This is a genomic window from Pseudomonas sp. OA65 (assembly GCF_017498305.1).
Lineage (GTDB): Bacteria > Pseudomonadota > Gammaproteobacteria > Pseudomonadales > Pseudomonadaceae > Aquipseudomonas > Aquipseudomonas zanjanensis.
Window position 1 is genome coordinate 127386 of sequence record NZ_JAGDEZ010000001.1, and the last position, 19710, is coordinate 147095.

Below are 19710 nucleotides of genomic sequence, written 5' to 3' on the forward strand. Positions count from 1 at the left end.
TAAGATCAGGGGCAAGACATCAGATGTCCTTGACCAGCCGCAACGCATCGTAGATCGCCGCGTGGGTATTGCGCGCCGACACCGCGTCGCCGATCCGGAACAGCTGGAAACGGCCCTCGGGGTTGGTCACGATGTCCTGGGTTTTCCCGGCGATCAGGTTGTGCTGTTCCACCGCGCCGTTATTGCTCGAATGCGGACGCAGTTCGAAGTACAGGTCGTCCAGGGGCAGGGTGCCATGGTTGACCACCACCTGATCGACCACGCGCTGTTTGTGCACCTGGCCGTAATCGCTGCCGAAGTTGGCGACCAGTTGACCGTCGCGCTTCTCCACGGAGTCGACCCGATAGGTCACTGTGAAGGTGACGTTCAGGTCTTGCAGGCTGCGCATGTACGGCACCAGGTTCATCGCCATCACCTCCGGCGAAAACGACCGGTCCGGCGTGACGATTTCCAGTTTCGCACCGCTGTTGGCGATGACCTCGGCCGCCTGCAACGCCGCATGGTCGCCGGCGTCGTCGAAGATCAGCACGTTCTGGCCGGGTTTGACGTCGCCGGAAATGATGTCCCAGGTCGACACCACCAGTTCATTGCCGTGCTTGAGCACCTCGGTATGGGGCAAGCCGCCCGTGGCGACGATCACCACGTCCGGCGCCTCGGCCATCACGGTCTCGGTTTCGGCCCAGGTGTTGAATTGGAACTTCACCCCCAGCCGTTCGCATTGCGCCATGCGCCAATCGATGATGCTGATCATCTCGCGCCGCCGCTCGCTCTGGGCGGTCAAGCGGATCTGTCCACCGGGCTGATCCGCCACTTCGAACACCGTGACGTCATGACCGCGTTCCCCGGCCACTCGTGCCGCCTCCAGTCCCGCCGGGCCAGTGCCGATCACCACCACTTTGCGCTTGACCGACGCCTTGGGAATTTCGTGGGGCATGGTGGTTTCGCGGCCGGTGGCGGCGTTGTGGATGCAGTACGCGGCGCCGCCCTGATAGATGCGGTCCAGGCAATAGTTGGCGCCGACGCAAGGGCGGATGTCTTCTTCGCGCTTTTCGATGATCTTGCGCACGATGTGCGGGTCGGTCATGTGCGCACGGGTCATGCCGATCATGTCCACCTTGCCGGAGGCGATGGCGTGTCGCGCCGTGGCGACGTCTGGAATCTTCGCGGCGTGAAACGTCGGGAAACCGGTGGCCGAACGAATCTCGCCAGCAAAATCCAGGTGCGGCGAATTGCGCATGCCCTGGATGGGAATCACATCGGTGAGGCCGGCATCGGTATCGATGTGCCCGCGCACCACGTTGAGGAAGTCCACCAGCCCACTGTCCTTGAGCATGTGGGAGATTTGCAGGCCGTCGCTGGCGCCGAAGCCGCCGGGCAGGTCTTCATCGCCGGTGTAGCGCACCCCGAGCAGGAAATCCTCGCCACAACGCTGGCGAATGCCACGCAGGATGTCGAAGGTGAAGCGCATGCGGTTTTCCAGCGAACCGCCGTAGGGCCCGTCGAGATCGTTGGTCAGTGGCGACCAGAACTGATCCATGAGGTGTCCGTAGGCCTGCAGTTCCAAGCCATCAAGACCGGCAGCCTTCATGCGTTCGGCGGCGTCCACGTAATCCTTGATGATCCGGTCGATGTCCCAGTCTTCCAGCTTTTTCGGGAAGGCCCGGTGGGACGCTTCGCGGCGATGGGACGGCGAGACGACTGGCAGCCAGTCAGCCTTGTCCCAGCGTGTGCGCCGGCCCAGGTGGGTCAGCTGGATCATCACCGCCGCGCCGTGTTCGTGGCACTCGTCAGTCAGGTCCTTCATCCATTTGACCACTTCGTCCTTGTACGCCAGCACGTTGTTGAACACCGGCGGGCTGTCCCGGGAAACGGCGGCGGAGCCCGCCGTCATGGTCAGCGCCACGCCGGCCTTGGCCCGTTCGACGTGATAGGCGCGGTACAGATCCTTCGGCATGCCGTCGACAGGATAAGCCGGCTCATGGGAGGTGGTCATGATCCGGTTCTTGAGGGTCAGGTGTTTGATCTTATAGGGCTGCAGCAGAGGATCGCTGGACATGGTGTTGCGCTCCGGGAACAGAACATCAGGCTTGGTTTGACATAACGGTATGTTGAATGTTCATGTGTGTCAACGATTGGGACACAGGTGTACATTTTTCTTGCGTGACGGAAAAACCAGGCATACCATCCAGTTGAAACAGGGGTGCACCGGCTCGTGCGGCCGGTCATCTCGCATCGATCCACAGTGCAAGGGGGCTATGGGAAGAACCATGAAAGTGCTCGTTGCGGTAAAGCGCGCCATCGATCCGAATGTGAAAGTTCGGGTGAAAGCCGACGGTTCAGACGTCGAACTCAATGGCGTGAAGATGGCCTTGAACCCGTTCTGCGAGATCGCAGTGGAAGAGGCGATTCGCCTCAAGGAGAAGGGGCTGGCATCCGAAGTGGTGGTGGTCACGGTGGGCTCGTCGGCGGCGCAGGAACAACTGCGCACGGCCCTGGCTCTCGGTGCGGACCGGGCGCTGCTGGTCGAGACGAATGCGCTGCTTGAGCCGCTCAACGTCGCCAAGTACCTGAGCAAAGTGATCGACCAGGAACAGCCGCAACTGATCCTGTTCGGCAAACAGGCAATCGACCAGGAGAACAACCAGGTCGGGCAAATGGTCGCGCAGTTGATCGGCAGCGGTCAGGCCACTTACGCCTCGGCCGTCAATCAGGTCGACGGGCAATGGGTCGTCGAACGTGAGGTCGACGGAGGCAGCCAGGTGGTCGCCCTCGCCATGCCGGCCGTGGTGACCTGCGACTTGCGCCTGAACCAACCGCGCTATGCGTCGTTGCCGAACATTATGAAAGCCAAGAAAAAATCGCTTGAAATCATTGCCGCCGACACCTTGGGCGCGAGCGTGAAGGAACACGCTCGATTATTAAGCGTGATCCCGCCGGCGGTGCGCAAAGCCGGGATCAACGTCGGTTCGGTGGCCGAGCTGGTGGATAAACTGAAAAACGTTGCGGGGGTGATTTGATGCGCACATTGGTGATCGCCGAACACAGCGCCGGTCAACTGACGGCGGGAACGTGGAGTGCCGTGACCGCCGCCCTGGCGTTAGGTGCCAAGACGGATTTGTTGGTGATGGGCGGGGCGCACGCGTCGGCAGTGGCGCAACAGGCAGCGCTGGCCCAGGGCCTGGACCGGGTGCTGCTCGCACACGGGGCGATGTTCGAACATGCCCTGGCGGAAAATGTCCAGCCACTGATCACTTCACTGGTGGCCGATGGGTATACGCATGTCGTTGCCGACGCCAGCAGCATGGGGCGCAATGTGCTGCCTCGGGTCGCGGCCAGCCTGGATGTCGGCATGCTGTCCGACGTCACCCACATTGTTTCGGCGGACACCTTCCAGCGGCCCATTTATGCCGGCAATGCCATCGCCACCGTGCAGTCCCTCGATCCGATCAAGTTGCTCACGGTCCGCGCCTCGGCGTTCGCCCAGGCCTTGTCCCATGAACATCGCTGTGAAGTGGTGGCGGTGGAGGGCGGGCAAAGCGCAAGCAACGTGCGTTTCGTGAGCGAACAACTGACGGCCAGCGAACGGCCGGATTTGTCGAGCGCCCGCGTCGTCGTGTCCGGTGGCCGAGGGATGCAGAGCAAAGAAAATTTCGCCCTGATCGAGCGAGTGGCGGACAAACTTGGCGGCGCCGTCGGGGCCTCGCGTGCCGCGGTGGATTCGGGTTTCGCCCCCAACGATTTGCAGGTCGGGCAAACCGGAAAGATCGTCGCACCAGAGCTTTACATCGCGGCGGGCATCAGTGGCGCCATTCAGCATTTGGCGGGCATGAGTGGTTCAAAGGTCATCGTCGCGATCAACCAGGACGCAGAAGCACCGATTGCCCAGGTGGCGGATTACATGTGGGTGGCGGATGTGTTCGAGGCCTTGCCGGCGCTCGAAAAAGCATTGTGAGTACTCAATGCAAAACGTTAAACCCGTGGCGAGGGAGCTTGCTCCCGCTGGGCTGCGAAGCGGCCCCAAAAAAACAATTTCGCCAAATGGCGGAGGAGGGCCGAACAACCTGAATACATGAAGGTTTTCCCATAACTAGAACCTATCCATGCATAGCATTAAATCCCTTGAGGAGTGTAATGGCACTCTGCTGTGATGAGGGAACGTTAATTCTTCTGCTGCCCTGCCAATAACTATTAATACAGTACGCGGAGATGCACCATGATGACGTTGTCCAGTAAGACGTGTATCGGCTGGTTTGCTGGCCTGGCGATGGCCGCCAGCAGCCTGATGACCCACGCCGAGGAAGCCACGCCTATCCGCATCGGATGGGTGAATTGGTCGGATACGGAAATTGCCGTAAAGCTGGCGGATACCGCATTGCGCGACCACTTGAAGCAACCGGTCAAATTGGTGCTCGCCGATATTGGCATTCAGTTCCAGGCCTTGGCCAACGGCAATATCGACCTGATCCCGATGGTCTGGCTGCCGAGCACGCACAAGGCGTTCTACGACAAATACCAGGACAAGCTCGAAGACCTCGGCGTGCTGTATGAAGGTCGGATCGGCATGGCCGTGCCAACGTCCATTCCAACCAGCGAACTGGCCACTGTCGAGGACCTCAACAAGCCTGAAGTGCGGGAAAAGTTGGGTGGCAAGATCCTGACCTCGGAGGTGGGCAATGGCCAATACAAACTCACGGAAAAGGCTATCAAGGAATACAAGCTCGAGGGCTACAAGATGGTTGCCTCTTCGGAGTCTGGCATGTTGAGCGAGCTGGATCGCAACCTCAAACGCGACAAATGGGCATTGATCAACGCCTGGAGCCCGCACTGGATGTTCGCCAAGTGGCCGCTGCGTTACCTGGACGATCCGAAGCAGATTTTCGGGGGGGCCGAACAGATTCACGCGGTGGCTCGCAAAGGCTTCAGCGCTGAACATCCCGATGTCGCTCGGTTCTTCGCCAACTTCAAGATCCCCAAGGCCGATCTCGAGAAGTTGATGGCGACCGCTCGTGACAGTTCGGCGGACAAGGTCGTTGCGGAGTATTACGCCGCCAACAAGCCGCGCTTCGAGGCGATGTTCGGCAGTCAGACCGCTTCCGCGACACCGGCTCAGTAAGGGTCGTTGTCATTCGATAGTGGCGTTGCAGTCCGGTGCCCTTGGCTCAGCGTGAAGGGCTCCGGCTGTATCGAGAAGTCAAAAGCGATACCCTTGAAGGCTTCGGCCTGGCTCGGGATGGGTTCGAATATGATGATGAACAGTACCGGGCATTTATCCTTGCCCCCGGACCTTATTAGCCGCGGGAAATTACTGCAGCGATCGCTCCATGCAATTCTGCTGAATCAGGTCCGCGAGGGTTCGCCAGCGTCGATACAGGCATTTGCGACTGTCCTGGATACAGCCCCATGGGCCTTGAAAAGAACATTAGAAACGCCACGCGAGCTACCAGAACCCCTGGTTCCCAGTTTATCCCAGGCCCTCGACGCTGCACCCAGGACCAACCAACACCTGGTGTCGATACTGGAGGTACTACGCACACTCTTGCCTCACGTCACCTGGATAAACCGCCAAGCCCACGCTGACCAGGACGGCGCTTTCGTGGAGCGGCATCGCCACGGGATGATCGTCGGCTCAGAAGGGTTATTTGAATGTTCCACCTTGACCCTTGGGTTGGCGCTGATGATGCCCGAGACCTGCTACCCCTATCACCAGCACCCGCCCGCCGAGTTCTATCTCGTTCTTTCGCCGGGGGATTGGTATCGGGAGGACGTGGGTTGGTGGAGCCCTGGGGCAGGGGGCCTTGTATTCAATCCGCCCTCCTGTGTCCACGCGATGAAATCGAGGTGTGTCCCGCTGCTTGCTTTATGGGGCTTGCTCCATTCAGAGGCTGAGCTATGACGGTAACCACACTGGGTATTAAATTGGATGAGGAAACGCGTACCAGGCTAAAGTCGGCGTCGGCCACGTTGGATCGCACTTCTCATTGGTTCATGAAGAAGGCGATTTTGAGTTTCATTGAAAAAGTAGAAGCCGGAGCCGGCGTTGAGGCGTTTGTTGCGGTCGAGGCGTTGGAGAGGGACACGTTGCGCCATAGCATTTCACGACGGCGCAGAGAGACCGGCCTGCTTGAAGATAACTTCCCGATCGAATCGGCCCGGGGCGGTGGACTCGGTGCGTGATGATGCTTCGCGGCCTCAGTTAGGTATCGCCTTGTGTCTTTTGTCCATGCTGGTGTTCGCCAGCCAGGACGGGATCACCAAGGTGCTGGTCAAAGACCTTCCCGTCGCGCAGTTGGTGATGGTGCGTTATTGGGCGTTCCTGGCTTTTGCTGTCGGTTATAGCGTCTATCAGGGCAGCCTGCGGACCGCGTGCCGAAGCCGCCATCCTTACCTGCAGGTCATCCGTGCGTTGATCGGGGTGGGTTAAATCGTGCTGTTTGGATGGGGGCTGCGCTATTTGGGACTGGCGCAGATGCATGCCCTGTATGCGGTGTTCCCTTTGATGACACTGGCGTTGGCTGGGGTGTTCCTGGGTGAGTTCATCGGCGTGCGTCGATGGGTTGCCGCCGCCGTGGGCTTCGCGGGGACGCTGGTCATCCTTCGGCCTGGCACTGGTGTCTTCGAGCTTGTAGCGCTGATTCCGCTGGCGTCTGCCTTGGGATTCGCGGTTTTCAGCGTGCTGACGCGTCGTATCAGCCAGCATGATTCGTTCGCCACGAACATGCTGTACATGGGCTTCTTCGGCGCGATCTTCATCACTTCGGTAGGCCTTCCCGGATGGGTGGCGCCGAGCCCGCCGCAATGGGGCCTGATTGCGGTACTGTCCACGACAGGCGTGGTGGCCCAGCTGTTATTTCTCCAGGCGCTGAAGTATGCAACCGCGGCCACGCTCCAGCCGTTCAACTACACGCTGCTGGTGTTTGCCACGCTGATTGGCCTGTTTATATTCGGCGAGCTGCCAGACACCTGGACGGTGGTGGGGGCGTGCCTGGTGATTGCCGGTGGCATGTATGCGATCAAGGCGAAAGGGTAGTGGCCTGGCAGATACCGAGCAACACAGACATTGCGTACCGCTCAAATCCACTGCGGGAGCGAGCCTGCTCGCGAAAGCGGTGTGCCTGTCACCGGAATGCTGAATGTACCGCCGCCATCGCGAGCAAGCTCGGCTCCCACAGGGTTTTGTGGTGAATGCAGATATTGCTGACACCACAAGTCCATTGTGGTGAACGCAGATATGGCTGACACCACAAATCCATTGTGGGAGCGAGCCTGCTCGCGAAAGCGGTGTGCCTGTCACCGGAATGCTGAATGTCCCGCCGCCATCGCGAGCAAGCTCGGCTCCCACAGGGTTTTGTGGTGAATACAGATATGGCTGACACCACAAGTCCATTGTGGTGAATGCAGATATGGCTGACACCACAAATCCATTGTGGGAGCGGGCTTGCTCGCGAAAGCGGTGTGCCTGTCACCGGAATGCTGAATGTCCCGCCGCCATCGCGAGCAAGCTCGGCTCCCACAGGGTTTTGTGGTGAATACAGATATGGCTGACACCACAAGTCCATTGTGGGAGCGGGCTTGCTCGCGAAGCGGTGTGCCTGTCACCGGAATGCTGAATGTACCGCCGCCATCGCGAGCAAGCCCGCTCCCACATTCGATCTTCAGTGGACGTAAGCCCGGTTTAGAACTTGAAGCGCCCCACCAACCCCTTGAGCTGTCCGGAAATATCCGTCAAGCGTCCCGAGCCGGTCTGCGCCGTGTGAGCAAACTCTTCGACCAGTTGCGCATCGGCATGAATCTGCGCGATGTGCCGGTTGATGTCCTCGGCGACCTGGTGCTGTTGCTCTGCCGCCGTGGCGATCTGCGTGTTCTGGTCGCGAATCGAGTCCACCGAGTTGCGGATCTTGTCGAAGCTGTCCCGCGCCTGCTGGATGCGCTCGACGCTGGTGTGTGACACCTGCAGGCTGCTTTGCATCTGTTGGGTCACTTCCTGGGTGCGCCGTGCGAGGTTGCCCAGCAGGCTGTCGATCTCGCCAGTGGAGTCGGCGGTGCGGCGGGCCAGGGCCCGTACCTCATCGGCTACCACCGCAAAGCCACGACCCTGGTCACCGGCGCGCGCGGCCTCGATGGCGGCGTTGAGGGCCAGCAGGTTGGTCTGCTCGGCGATGGAACGAATGGTGTCGAGGATGGTGTTGATGTTCTTGCTGTCCTGCTCCAGCGCCTGCATGGTCTGGGTCGATTGCTGCAGGTCCTCGCTCAGTTTCAGCACGCTGCCGGTGGCTTCGCCGATGTGATGCTGGCCGTCGTGCACGTCTCGATAACCTTCGTCCGCGCTGGTGGCGGCCTGGCTGCACGAGCGGGCCACTTCGTTGGCGGTGGCGACCATTTCGTTGAACGCGGTGCTCACCAATTCCACGGCCTGGCGTTGGCGCCCGGCGGCGTCGTTCATGTTCTGGGCCACGTGGCTGGTATCGGCTGCGGCGGTCTGCAAGTCGGAAGAGGCGCTGCCGATGCGCTGCATCAATTGCGCGATCATGCCCAGGAATTGGTTGAACCAGCCCGCCAGGGTGGCCGTTTCGTCCTTGCCTTGCACCGAGAGTTTACGGGTGAGGTCGCCTTCACCCTCGGCGATTTCCTGCAGGCCGTTGGCTACGCCGCGAATCGGCCGCACGATGACGCTGGCGAAACTGGCGCCCACCACAGCGAAGACCACGGCCAGCGCGGCGGCGATGACGGCGATCAGCCAAGTCAGGCTCGAAGCCTCGGCCATCACTTCATCGCGTTTGATCAGGCCGATGAAGCGCCAGCCCAACCCTTTGGAACTGACCACGTTGGCCATGTAGGGCACGCCGTCGATCTCGATCTGGGTCACACCATCGCTGCTTTTGGCCAGCTCGGCATAGTTGGGGCCCAGGTCGGCCAGCGGCTTGAAGTTGTGCTTGGCATCGGCGGCGTCCACCAGGACGTTGCCGTTGGCTTCCACCAGCATCAGGTAGCCACTGTCGCCCAGCTTGATGTTCTTGACCAGTTCGGTCAGTTGCTTGAGCGACACGTCCAGGCCAACGACACCCACAAGCTTGCCGGCGGCGTCGGAAACCGTATGCACGATGCCGATCAACGACACATCATCCGGCGCCCAATAATAAGCGTCGGTGCGCACGGTGGTGCCTGGCGCGGCGACGGCGGCCTTGTACCATGGACGCACCCGTGGGTCGTAGTTGGAGATTTTTGGGTCGTCAGGCCAACTGGCATAACCGCCGTCGGCCAGGCCCAGGGAAAGGTAGGCGGTGGTCGGGTGACTCTTGGCGAATCGGTCGAAGATCTCCAGAAGCTGTTTGTTGTTCTCGGGAAGCGGGATTTGTGCGGCGTCGGCACCGGAGTAGTTCTTCAGATCCTTGGCCGCAACGATCCGTGGATCCTTGGCGAAGAATTCGACGTTCTGGCTGATGCCATCGAAGAACTGCTTCATGCCGTTGTCGATCTGGCGGATTTCCCGGCCGCTGCTGTCCAGGAAGTTGGCTTTCGCAGCGTCGCGCAGGTTCAGTACGACAAGCACCGCCACCAGGATAACCGGAAGGCAGGCGATGGTCGCGAACGCCCATGTCAGCTTCTGTTTGATATTCATGACTTCTCCCGCGGAATATTTTAAGTGTTGGAACGGCGGAAACAGCTGTGGTTGGCGTTGCGAGTCTCTGGAAGGGAAAAGCGCCCATGCCTACTGCCAGTGTATCGACCAAAGTCGTAGGCACTTGAGGATTGCCTTTTTTGGCGCGGGCCGACCGGTAGACGGCGCAGGTGCGAATGCAGTCGGCTTGACTTGCCTGGAAGATAACGTGGTCTGTCCTGCGCCTTTGCCCTGCGGCAGGGCACCCACGTGCAGCCAATCCTCATCTTTGATGTATTAACGAGGCCTTATGCCAAGCGCATTCGAGAGCGTACTCAAAAACAAGAACATGGCTTATCGGCCACTCGGGTCGGCACCCGCCAGCCAGGCGCCGATTCGCGTCGCGTTTGTATTGATGGACAACTTCTCGATGATGTCCTTCACCGGTGCCGTGGACGCGCTGGTGACCGCCAACCTGATGAGCGACATGCCCCTCTACGAAGTGCTGACGGTGGGGGTATCGGGTGGGCAGGTGACGAGCGACCTAGGCATAGTCATCTCGACGGACATCGAACTGGCGCAGATGCCGGAAAACCAGGATGTACTGATCGTCGCCGGAGGCTTTCGCGTGAAGTTGCAAGGCCATCCCTTGCTGCGCCGCAAGCTGCGGGCCAATGCGACATCGGGAGCGATCTTGGGCGGGCTGTGGAACGGTGCATTTTTTGTGGCGGATGCCAATCTGCTGGACGGTTTCGAATGCGCTGTCCATCCGGAAAGCCGCGCCATGATGGCGGAGGTGTTTCCCCACGTGAAGGTGTCCAACCGAGCCTATGTGGTTGACCGGGAGCGGGTCAGTTGCGCGGGTGCCAACAGTTCGCTGCGCATGATGCTCCAGTTGATCCGCCAGACGGGCGGGGCGATGTTGGTGGGGGCTATCGAGGAAATCCTGCGTTGCGATGAGTCAGGCGAGGATGCGACAGACCTGCCGCCGGTTTTTGTCGAGACCGATCCGACGCTGCCGGAAAGCCTCAAGCTGGCATTGGAATTGATGTGGCAGAACGTAGAGGAGCCCCTGACCATCGATGAGCTGGCGGCGTGCGTAAAGATTTCCAAGCGCCAGTTGGAGCGGCGCTTCTGCAGTTTTCTCGGTGCGACCCCCACGCGTTATTACCTGGAACTGCGCCTGACGCGCGCCCGCCAACTCATCCAGCAGACCAATCGGTCGGTGACCGAAATCGCCGTGGCGACAGGCTTCGTCAGTTCGCCGCATTTCCAGCGCCGTTTTCGGGATTTCTTCGGTGTGCCGCCTGGCAGCTACCGCTCGAAATCGGAGCGCAAGCAAGCCTTGCGATGAAGCCGCTGGTCGATCAGGGATGAGTATCTAGAGCGGGAAGAGGGCATTGCCGGGGAGCTATGTGGGAGCAAGGCTTGCCCGCGATGAAGACGACGCGGTCTTGCAGGAAAACGAGGCGCCTGCATCGCGAGCAAGCTTTGCTCCCACACAGCTCACGCGTCAGCTGTTATCGTCGGCTTGTGTTTCGGTAGGCAGGTCTTCGGTTTGCGGAGCGATTTGCGATGCGGTCAAGGTAGTCTCCTTGCACAGCGCCTTGCCGACTTCATCGGCGATCGAGCCATCGATGATTCGCCCTTGCATCTGGTCGAACTCGGCTTTATCCAACCCTGCGAGACTGTTGTACATCCCCATGTGCCGTACATTGCGGCTGGCGCAGTCGAGTTCCAGTTTCGTGTAGTTGGTGAAGTAAGTGCCCTTTCTCTGCACGGTGGCCTGGATGGCTGAACCGCTGTCGACAGACGAGACGATGGAGTACACGGCATCCGAATCATCATAGAGGTATTTGATGTTCTGGACGTCCGCAGCCGCACTGCACGCAATCGAGATTAAAGCGAGGGATATGACGGTTTTCATGCTTTCTTCCGTGAATAAGCAAGTCAGGAGAGAATTAATGGCAAAGTGAAATCATTTTGCCTAGGCTCTTGTGTCGGGTCAATTTGCTTCGGGCAGTATCAACGACCGTCGGTCAGAAACGAAATATTTTCGGGAACTTTATAGATCGCCGTGCCTCGTGGCAACAGGCGAGCGTATTTGAGATTGCCCATTGATGCTGTCCGAAGCGTGCTGTAGCTCCAAATAGATCAAAGCCTGAACTTGACTCTTTGCCTGACTTTTTTTAGACGTTTTTCGTCTGAGCTGCCGGCGTGATCAGCACTTTGAGATTTTCGAGCGGTAGTCATCCGCTCTACAAGGTCTGGCGGGTCACCCACGCGGACCTGCGGCATAGCGTGCGGGTGCGGGCGGTGTATCGAGGAGATTGTCGAGGTGTTTGCGTTGGAGAATCCGTAATAGATCCGATTTGTGGGAGCAAGGCTTGCCCGCGATGGCCGCGCCGCGCTTTAACAACTAAACCTCGTTTTCGTTCATCGCGGGCAAGCCTTGCTTCCACAGGTTCATGGGTGGTGCAGTCACTTGCTTCATGGCATCTGCGGCAATTCCTGCGGCCGCAGATCGAAGACCAGCACCTCGGCATCCTGGCCATTGCTCAAGGTCAGGGCCTGCTCCTGGCGCACCCGCACGCCATCACCTTCCTGTAAGGGCACGCCGTTAAGCTCGACAGCGCCCCGGGCCACGTGCACATAGGCATAACGATCCGCTGCCAGGGTCAGGGTGGCGCGTTGCTCGCCATCGAACAACCCGGCGTAGACCCGCGCGTCCTGGCGCACCTGGAGCGAGCCGTCGGCGCCATCCGGGGAGATGATCAATTGCAGGCGTCCCTGTTTCTGCTCGCGGCTGAAGTGCTCCTGTTGATAACGGGGTGTGGCACCGCTGACGTCGGGCACGATCCAGATCTGCAGGAAGTGCACCGGCTCGTCCGCACTGTGGTTGAACTCGCTGTGGGCCACGCCGCTGCCGGCGCTCATCAACTGCACGTCACCGGGGCGAATGACCGAGCCCGTGCCCAAGGTGTCCTTGTGTTCCAGCGCCCCTTCGAGCACATAGGAAAAGATCTCCATGTCCCGGTGGGGGTGCTGGCCGAAACCCTTGGCGGCGGCGACCCGGTCGTCGTTGATGACCAGCAGGTCGGAGAAGCCCTGTTCGTCGAGGTTGCGGTAGCTGGCGAACGAGAAGGTGTGGAACGAGGTCAGCCAGCCGTGGCGAGCAATGCCGCGGTCCGAAGCTTTGCGAAGGGTCAGCATGATGAATTCTCCTGATGTCTTTGGGCGGCGGCTGGGGCCGTTCGCCGGGTTCAGAAGAAGGTTAATGGTTACCGAGATATTCAATAAGCAGGTGGAAAGCGAAAAACTGTCCGTTTTGAGTGGACAATGGAGAATGCCTACCGGCGGATGCTTCGCTTCGACATAATGCTGACGATAAACCCTGTGGGAGCGAGCCTGCTCGCGATAGCGCCGGATCAGCCAGTATCAATGTAACTGACATACCGCTATCGCGAGCAGGCTCGCTCCCACATGGGACATCTACAAGTTATGGATTTTTGGCGTATCCCCGATGAAAACCGTTGCAATGGTGCTGTTCCCGGATTTCTTGCTGCTCGACATGGCCGGGCCGCTGGAGGTGTTTTCCATCGCCAATCGTTACCTCGACACGAACCAGCGTTATCAACTGCTGACCCTGGGGACCGAGCGCGGGCCGTTGCGTGCATCCAACGGCGTGGCGGTGCAGGCCGATATCCATATCGACCAGGCCTGGGCGGCCTATGACGTGTTGTTGGTGCCGGGCGGGCCGGGGGCCTATAACGATCAACATCCGGGGCTGCACACTTGGCTGCGGGCCGCGGCGCAACGGGCGACACGCTACGGCTCCATTTGCACCGGCGCCTTTGTGCTCGGTGAGGCGGGCTTGCTCGACGGTTATCGTGTCACCACCCACTGGCATTACACCGAACGCTTGGTCCAACGTTTCCCCAAGGCCCTGGTGGAAACCGACAAGATCTTCCTGCAGGACCGCCGCCTGATCACCTCGGGCGGCGTCACCGCCGGGATCGACCTGGCCCTGTCCATCGTCGCCCAGGACCATGGCCGCAAAGTCGCGTTGGACGTGGCCAAGGTGCTGCTGGTGGTGATGAAACGCCAGGGTGGGCAGGCGCAGTTCAGCCCTTCGGTGGCGGCGGTGTCGACACAGGAATCGGCCATTACCCGGGTGCAGAATCATGTGATGGAGCACCTGGAAGAGCCCTTCACCATCGAACGCATGGCCGCGCTGGCCGCCATGAGTGCGCGGCATTTCGCCCGGGTCTTTGCCCGGGAAGTGAAGATGACGCCCATGGAGTTCCTGCAAGGCGCACGCATCGACCGGGCGCGTCAGTTGCTGGAAACCACTGACCTGCCACTCAAGACCGTGGCGTTTCGCAGCGGCTTCGGCAGTGTGCGGCACATGCGTTTTCTGTTCGGTGAAAAGCTCGGCCTGACCCCGGTGCAATATCGTCAGCAGTTCAGTTGAGCCGTCGGTGTCCGTCCAAGGCACCGTGATGTCCGTGGTGCTCCCTGTGCCAGCATTGTCCTGCGGCGTGCGCCTGCCAAGATAACGGCGAACCCCTTGGAAAGGATGCGCAGGAGCCCAGGGCAGACGTGTTCGGTGATCCGCACGCTGACGCCCGCACCGGTTTTCCGGCGCTGGATCGCCCATGAACAGTTTCGTCAAACCCGACAGCGAGCCGGCGGTGAGCTTCGGTCCGTTTGCCTTCTACCGGCAGCAGCGGCTGGTCACCCGTGACGGCCAGCCACTCGCATTGGGTGGTCGCGCCCTGGATGTTTTGCAGGTGCTGGTGGAGCACGCCGGCCGTTATGTCAGTAAACAAACCCTCATCGCCCACGTCTGGCCTGACAGCGTCGTGGAAGACATCAACCTGCGGGTGCACATCGCGGCACTACGGCGGGCCTTCGGCGACGGGCGCGATGGCGCGCGCTATATCCTCAACCACCCGCGACAAGGCTATTGCCTGGCGGTTCACGAGGACATCGAGGCACCGTTCAGTCCCCCAGCCGAGCGACACAACTTGCCCACGCGCTTGAGCCCGGTGGTCGGCCGCGACAGAATCCTGGGACGGTTGTTGGCGCAAGTGCCTCGTCAAGCCCTGACCACAGTGACCGGCCCGGGCGGGGTCGGCAAGACCACGGTGGTGTTGCGGGCGGCGCAGCTGTTGCTTGAACATTTTGACGACGGTGCCTGGTTCGTTGACCTGGCCGCCATCAGCGAGCCCTCGCAGGTGACGGCTCAGGTGGCCGGTGCGCTGGGCCTGGCGCACGGGGCTTTAGGCCGGCGCCTGGAATCCTGCCGGATGTTGCTGGTGCTCGATGGCTGCGAGCAGGTGCTCGGCGCCTGTCGGGAACTGGCCCAGGCGTTGGCTGTGACGGCACCGGGGGTGGCGCTGTTGTGCAGCAGCCGCGAACCGCTGGAGCTGTCGGGCGAAAAAATTGTGCCACTGCCGGGCCTGACCGTGGCATCGCCCCTCGAGCCGGAGCACCAGATCGTCGCATGCCCGGCGGTGCAGCTGTTGATTGAGCGGGTAGGCGCCCGGCAGCAGGATTTCAAGCCCCATGGCCGCGACTGGCTGATCCTCGCCCAGATTTGCCAGCGCCTGGACGGCTTGCCGCTGGCACTGGAATTGGCGGCGGCCCAGGTCGACGCCTTGGGGGTGGCTGGGGTACTCGAACAGTTGGACTACGGTTTGTCCCTCTTGAGCCATGGGCGGCGTACCGCAGTGGCCCGGCATCGGAGCCTGGAGGCGGTGTTGGATTCGAGTGTCGAGCGTTTGAGCGCTGACGAACGAACCGCGTTCCAGCGCCTGGCAGTGTTCGAGGGGCCGTTTACGCTCAAGGCGGCGCAGGCCGTGATCAGTTGCGCTGAACTGAGTGTCGGGCAGGTGCCCAGGTTGCTGTTGCGGTTGGCGAGCGTGTCACTGCTGATGGTCGAGCCGTTGGCCGAGGGCGGGCGTTTTCGACTGCTGCACACCACCCGCGCCTACGCCATGGACAAACTGCGGCGCAGTGGTCAGTGGCCTGTGTTCCATCGGCGTTACGTACTGCAAGGTGCTTGGGGGGCGCGGCGTTCACGGCCCCAACCGGCGAGTCAGCGTTTGGAGCAGCGCGTCGGCTTCCAATAGATCGGGGGTGTCGAAGCCCTCGCTGAAGCGGCGGTAGACCGGCCCGAGCAGTTCCTGCGCAGCATGCACCTGCCCTTGACGTTGCCACAAGCGGGCCAGGGAGGTCGCGCTGCGCAGCTCCCAGGCCAGGGCTTGTTGACGACGGGCCACGGCCATGGCGTCCAGCAGTTGCGCTTCGGCGGTGTCGTCCAGGGACGGCTCGTTCCGCGCCAGCAAGGTTTCGGCACCCGCCCGCAGGATTTCCGCCGAACACCAGCCCGCGGCGCCACTGCGGGCCCGTTCCAGTTGCGCGGGGCTGACTAAATCAGGGCGCAGGGTGGCGGCAATGTCCTGGATCAGCCCGTTGGTCGTGTTCGTCTCCAGCGTCTCGCCATCGAATACGCAGGCGTAATGGCAGGCCCAGTCATGGAACAGCATCACCGAATGTTTCTTGGCCTGCTGCTTCAACAGATCGAGCCGTTCCTGCGTGGTTGAATGATCGCCGGTGTAGTGGGCGATCACGCAGCCGCTGAGGGCCAGGGTGTAGCAGATCGAAATGCCGTGATTGATCTGTAACGCGATTTGCAACGCCAGGTTGGCGGTGCGCCGGGCTTTCTCGGCAAAACCTTGTAGCCAGAGGATCCGCGCCAGAATCGTCAGCGCCGCCACGCTCTGGTCGTATTGCACGCCGAAGCCGTGACTGAAGCGGCTGAGGTGGCCGCTCTGGGCCAGGCGCTGGATCACTTGCTCGGCTTCATGCCGCGCCGCGCCCTGGTCGCCGGTGAAATGCAGCGCCAACACCCGCAGGCGTTGGGCGCTCAAGGACAGGGTCGGGTCGCCCTGCAAACCCAACCGGTCGAAATCCAGGCTGTGTTCCAAGGCCTGTTGGTACTGTCCGCAACTGAGGTCGACGGTCATTTGCCCGGACACGGCCCGCAACTCGCCGGCCAGGTCCTGGCATTGCCGGGCCAGTTGTCGGGCGGTGGCAAAAGCCCGCACGGTGGCCGCTGTACCGCCCTCGGTGTGGTAGTTGAAACTGGCGTGGGCCAGTTCCAGGGCCAGGGTCAAGCGTGGGCAGGGGCTGGGGCTGGCCCGCAGCAGTTTCAGTGCCCGGTTGACGTAGAGGCCATGTTCCTTGAGCAGCGACAGCTCCTGCCAGAGGGGCAGGGTGCGAGCCGTCAGGCGAATCGCCACGGCGTGTGAACCCTGCGGGCCCAGGCCTCGGTCGAGCGCGGCGCGGATGTCATCGCGATAGTCGGCGTAACGGGCGATCCACAATCGGGTAGGGGTGTTTTCCCAATCGCGTTCCGCTTGCCCCATGAGCGCCAGGCAGCGTTCGGCGTGGCGTTCCTGGCTGGCCGCCAGTTCCCCGGCGTCGGTCAGTTTTTCCAAGGCATAGCGGCGGGTGGTGTCCAGCAGGCGATAGCGCACCTCTTCATCGCCGATCTCGACGTTGAGCAACGATTTGGCGACCAACTGGCTGATCGACACCAGCACCTGTTCGGGCGCGACATGCTGGCCGACGATCACTGCCGCGGCCGAGGCCAGGTTGAAACTGCCCATGAACACCGCCAGCCGCCGCAGACAGGTCTGCTCGCAGGCCGTGAGCAGCGCGAAGCTCCAGTCCAGCGTGGCACGCAGGGTCTGCTGGCGCGGTGCGGCGCCGGTGTCGTTGTGGAGCAGGGCGACGCTGTCTTGCAGGTGTCGGTGAAGTTCTTCCAGGGTGAAGCGGCCAAGCTGTCCGGCGGCCAGCTCGATGGCCAGGGGAATACCGTCCAGTCGCTGGCAAATGTCGATCACCAACGGCACCTCGCGGTCGGTCAGCTCGAAGTCGTCACGGCTGGCCATCGCACGCTCGGCAAACAGTTGCAGCGCCGGGTACTCCAGGGCGGGATAACCCTCGATAGGCATTTCCCGGGGCGGGAACGCCAGGGCGTCCAGACGCTGCATGTGTTCACCTTCGGCGCGCAGGCCTTCGCGGCTGGTGGCCAGGATGTGCAGGTGAGGGGCACTGCGCAGCAAGGTTTCGCTGAGTTGGGCGATGGCGTCGATCAGGTGCTCGCAGTTGTCGAGCACCAGCAACAGATGCCGTTCCTTGAGCTGCCGGGCGAGGGCGTCCGGCGGATCGCCGTCTTGCAGGGGCAGGTCAAGCAATGCGCTGAGGTTGGGAACGATCATGGCCGGGTCGTTGAGCGACGCCAGGTCCAGCAGATGGGTGCCGTCACGGTAATGGCTAATCAGCCGTTCAGCGACCCGCAGGGCAACGGTGGTCTTGCCGATGCCGCCGGTGCCGACCAGGGTAATGAAGCGTTTTCGCGGCAGCTGGGCCACCAGGCTTTCCACCAGGGCCTGGCGGCCGATCAGGCGCGTGCGCTGCAGTGGCAGGTTGCGCGCCAGGGACGGATGGGGGATGCGCGCCAATGGGTCAAGGGATTCGAAAGACAGCGGCGCGACAAAGCTGTAGCCACGCTGCGCCACGGTGACGATGTAGCGCTGCCCGGCCTGGCCGTCCCCGAGGGCCTTGCGCAGGGCTGCGACGTGTACGCGCAGGTTGGTGTCTTCCACCACGCTTTTGGGCCAGACCCGGGCGATCAGTTGCTGCTTGCTCACCACCTCGCCAGCATGTTCGAGCAACACCAGCAGGATCTCGACGGCCCGCCGCCCCAGGCGCAACGGTTGCTCGCCCTCCAGCACCAGGCGCTGGCGCGGATGGACCCGGTAAGGGCCGAAGTGCACCGTCTGTTCGACGGGCAGGCTGAGGTAGTGGCTCATGGTGCTCTCAATGTTCTGGTCCCGATGCCCGGGCTTTACCCGAGCATATTCCTCAGGTTTGGCGTCAAGCGCAACGGCGCAGCCTCTACTCCCGGCCTTCCAGACGCCGAACCTGTGGCGAGGGAGCTTGCTCCCGCTGGGCCGCGAAGCGGCCCCAAAGGCCCCACCTCCCAATCAATCTGACACTCCGAGGTGACAGTTCTGGGGCTGCTGCGCAGCCCAGCGGGAGCAAGCTCCCTCGCCACAAAAGCGGTTTTTTAACACCGCCGTTCCGAAAAAATTAACAACGTTTAACTCACGCAAACGCCTCCTCTGACCGGACCATGCAGCGATCCACCCACCTCAAGGAACCCTGTCATGAGCACCTTCATCACCCGCGACGGCACCGAGATTTACTACAAGGATTGGGGCACTGGCCAACCGGTGGTCTTGAGCCACGGCTGGCCGCTGAACTCGGACAGTTGGGAGGGGCAGATGATGTTCCTGGCGTCCAACGGCTACCGGGTGATCGCCCACGACCGCCGTGGACACGGGCGCTCCAGCCAACCCTGGGAAGGCAACGACATGGACACCTACGCCGATGACCTGGCCGAGCTGATCGAACGGCTGGACTTGAAAGACGCGGTGTTGATCGGCTTCTCCACGGGCGGTGGTGAAGTGGCGCGCTACATCGGCCGCCATGGCGCCGCTCGCGTCGCCAAGCTCGGCCTGATCTCGGCGGTGACGCCGTTGATGCTCAGGACCGCGGCCAACCCTGGCGGCTTGCCCATCGAAGTGTTCGACGGTTTCCGCCAAGCCTCCCTGGCCGACCGCTCTCAGCTATACAAAGACGTGGCCAGCGCGTTTTTCGGCGCCAACCGTCCGGGCGCCAAGGTCTCCCAAGGCATGATCGACTGGTTCTGGATGCAAGGCATGCAGGCCGGCCACAAGAACACTTACGACTGCATCAAGGCGTTCTCGGAGACCGATCTTTCCGAAGACTTGCGCAACATCGACGTGCCGACCTTGGTGGTGCACGGCGATGATGACCAGATGGTCCCCATCGAAGCGGCCGGCATTGCCGCTGCCCAGTTGCTCAAGAACGCGCAGTTGCTGGTCTACCCGGGCGCGCCCCATGGCCTGACCGATACTCACAAGGACCGGCTGAACGCGGACCTGCTGGCGTTCATACAGGGTTGATCAAGCCATGAAACTGTGGGAGCGGGCTTGCTCGCGAATGCGGTGGCA

At 61.5% G+C, this 19710-nt stretch carries 16 protein-coding genes; 11 read left to right on the forward strand and 5 right to left on the reverse strand.

The window, feature by feature from the left end; all coding sequences use genetic code 11:
* Window positions 1-19: 19 nt before the first annotated feature.
* A complete protein-coding gene (locus J3361_RS00575; RefSeq protein WP_207961413.1) occupies window positions 20-2056 on the reverse strand; it encodes an NADH:flavin oxidoreductase in 2037 nt (678 codons plus the stop codon).
* Window positions 2057-2267: 211 nt separating this feature from the next.
* Between J3361_RS00575 and J3361_RS00580 the strand changes: the two genes are divergently transcribed.
* From J3361_RS00580 to J3361_RS00605, 7 genes are all read left to right on the forward strand, one after another.
* The gene (locus J3361_RS00580; RefSeq protein ID WP_207961415.1) at window positions 2268-3017 is read left to right on the forward strand and encodes an electron transfer flavoprotein subunit beta/FixA family protein; all 750 of its coding nucleotides are present in this window, start codon (window positions 2268-2270) and stop codon (window positions 3015-3017) included.
* Window positions 3017-3952 (forward strand): FAD-binding protein, encoded by a 936-nt coding sequence (locus J3361_RS00585; RefSeq protein ID WP_207961417.1) that lies wholly within the window; start codon window positions 3017-3019, stop codon window positions 3950-3952. Before J3361_RS00580 ends, J3361_RS00585 begins: the two co-directional genes overlap by 1 nt.
* 261 nt (window positions 3953-4213) lie before the next feature.
* Window positions 4214-5113 (forward strand): glycine betaine ABC transporter substrate-binding protein, encoded by a 900-nt coding sequence (locus tag J3361_RS00590; RefSeq protein ID WP_207961427.1) that lies wholly within the window; start codon window positions 4214-4216, stop codon window positions 5111-5113.
* 135 nt (window positions 5114-5248) lie between these two features.
* Window positions 5249-5893 carry a dimethylsulfonioproprionate lyase family protein gene (locus J3361_RS00595; RefSeq protein WP_243458699.1) on the forward strand — a complete coding sequence of 215 codons (645 nt, stop codon included), beginning with the start codon at window positions 5249-5251 and terminating at the stop codon, window positions 5891-5893.
* The gene (locus tag J3361_RS00600; protein WP_207961429.1) at window positions 5890-6174 is read left to right on the forward strand and encodes a transcriptional regulator; all 285 of its coding nucleotides are present in this window, start codon (window positions 5890-5892) and stop codon (window positions 6172-6174) included. Before J3361_RS00595 ends, J3361_RS00600 begins: the two co-directional genes overlap by 4 nt.
* Before the next feature lie 31 nt (window positions 6175-6205).
* Complete coding sequence (locus J3361_RS29370; protein WP_243458689.1) at window positions 6206-6421, forward strand: hypothetical protein; 216 nt, start codon at window positions 6206-6208, stop codon at window positions 6419-6421.
* Between the two features lie 3 nt (window positions 6422-6424).
* Window positions 6425-7027, forward strand: a complete 603-nt coding sequence (locus tag J3361_RS00605; protein ID WP_347709605.1) for a DMT family transporter — start codon at window positions 6425-6427, stop codon at window positions 7025-7027.
* A gap of 645 nt (window positions 7028-7672) precedes the next feature.
* On the opposite strand, the gene J3361_RS00610 is transcribed toward J3361_RS00605, so the two are convergent.
* Window positions 7673-9616: a methyl-accepting chemotaxis protein gene (locus tag J3361_RS00610; protein ID WP_207961431.1), complete on the reverse strand. Its 1944-nt coding sequence runs from the start codon at window positions 9614-9616 to the stop codon at window positions 7673-7675.
* 289 nt (window positions 9617-9905) lie between these two features.
* On the opposite strand from J3361_RS00610, the gene J3361_RS00615 reads away from it, so the two are divergent.
* Complete coding sequence (locus tag J3361_RS00615; RefSeq protein WP_207961433.1) at window positions 9906-10949, forward strand: GlxA family transcriptional regulator; 1044 nt, start codon at window positions 9906-9908, stop codon at window positions 10947-10949.
* Window positions 10950-11108: 159 nt separating this feature from the next.
* Here J3361_RS00615 and J3361_RS00620 read toward each other — a convergent pair whose 3' ends face one another.
* Both J3361_RS00620 and J3361_RS00625 read right to left on the reverse strand, forming a co-directional pair.
* Window positions 11109-11522: a hypothetical protein gene (locus J3361_RS00620; RefSeq protein ID WP_207961435.1), complete on the reverse strand. Its 414-nt coding sequence runs from the start codon at window positions 11520-11522 to the stop codon at window positions 11109-11111.
* Window positions 11523-12085: 563 nt separating this feature from the next.
* Window positions 12086-12808: a pirin family protein gene (locus tag J3361_RS00625; protein WP_207961437.1), complete on the reverse strand. Its 723-nt coding sequence runs from the start codon at window positions 12806-12808 to the stop codon at window positions 12086-12088.
* Window positions 12809-13118: 310 nt separating this feature from the next.
* Between J3361_RS00625 and J3361_RS00630 the strand changes: the two genes are divergently transcribed.
* Both J3361_RS00630 and J3361_RS00635 read left to right on the forward strand, forming a co-directional pair.
* Window positions 13119-14069 (forward strand): GlxA family transcriptional regulator, encoded by a 951-nt coding sequence (locus J3361_RS00630; RefSeq protein WP_207961439.1) that lies wholly within the window; start codon window positions 13119-13121, stop codon window positions 14067-14069.
* A gap of 184 nt (window positions 14070-14253) precedes the next feature.
* Entirely contained in the window at window positions 14254-15732 is a 1479-nt protein-coding gene (locus J3361_RS00635; RefSeq protein WP_207961441.1) for a winged helix-turn-helix domain-containing protein, read from the forward strand.
* Here J3361_RS00635 and J3361_RS00640 read toward each other — a convergent pair.
* On the reverse strand, window positions 15679-18483 hold the full coding sequence (locus J3361_RS00640) for a winged helix-turn-helix domain-containing protein (protein WP_207961443.1): 2805 nt from the start codon (window positions 18481-18483) through the stop codon (window positions 15679-15681). The genes J3361_RS00635 and J3361_RS00640 overlap by 54 nt on opposite strands.
* Before the next feature lie 357 nt (window positions 18484-18840).
* On the opposite strand from J3361_RS00640, the gene J3361_RS00645 reads away from it, so the two are divergent.
* Window positions 18841-19662 carry an alpha/beta hydrolase gene (locus J3361_RS00645; RefSeq protein ID WP_207961445.1) on the forward strand — a complete coding sequence of 274 codons (822 nt, stop codon included), beginning with the start codon at window positions 18841-18843 and terminating at the stop codon, window positions 19660-19662.
* Window positions 19663-19710: the final 48 nt, after the last annotated feature.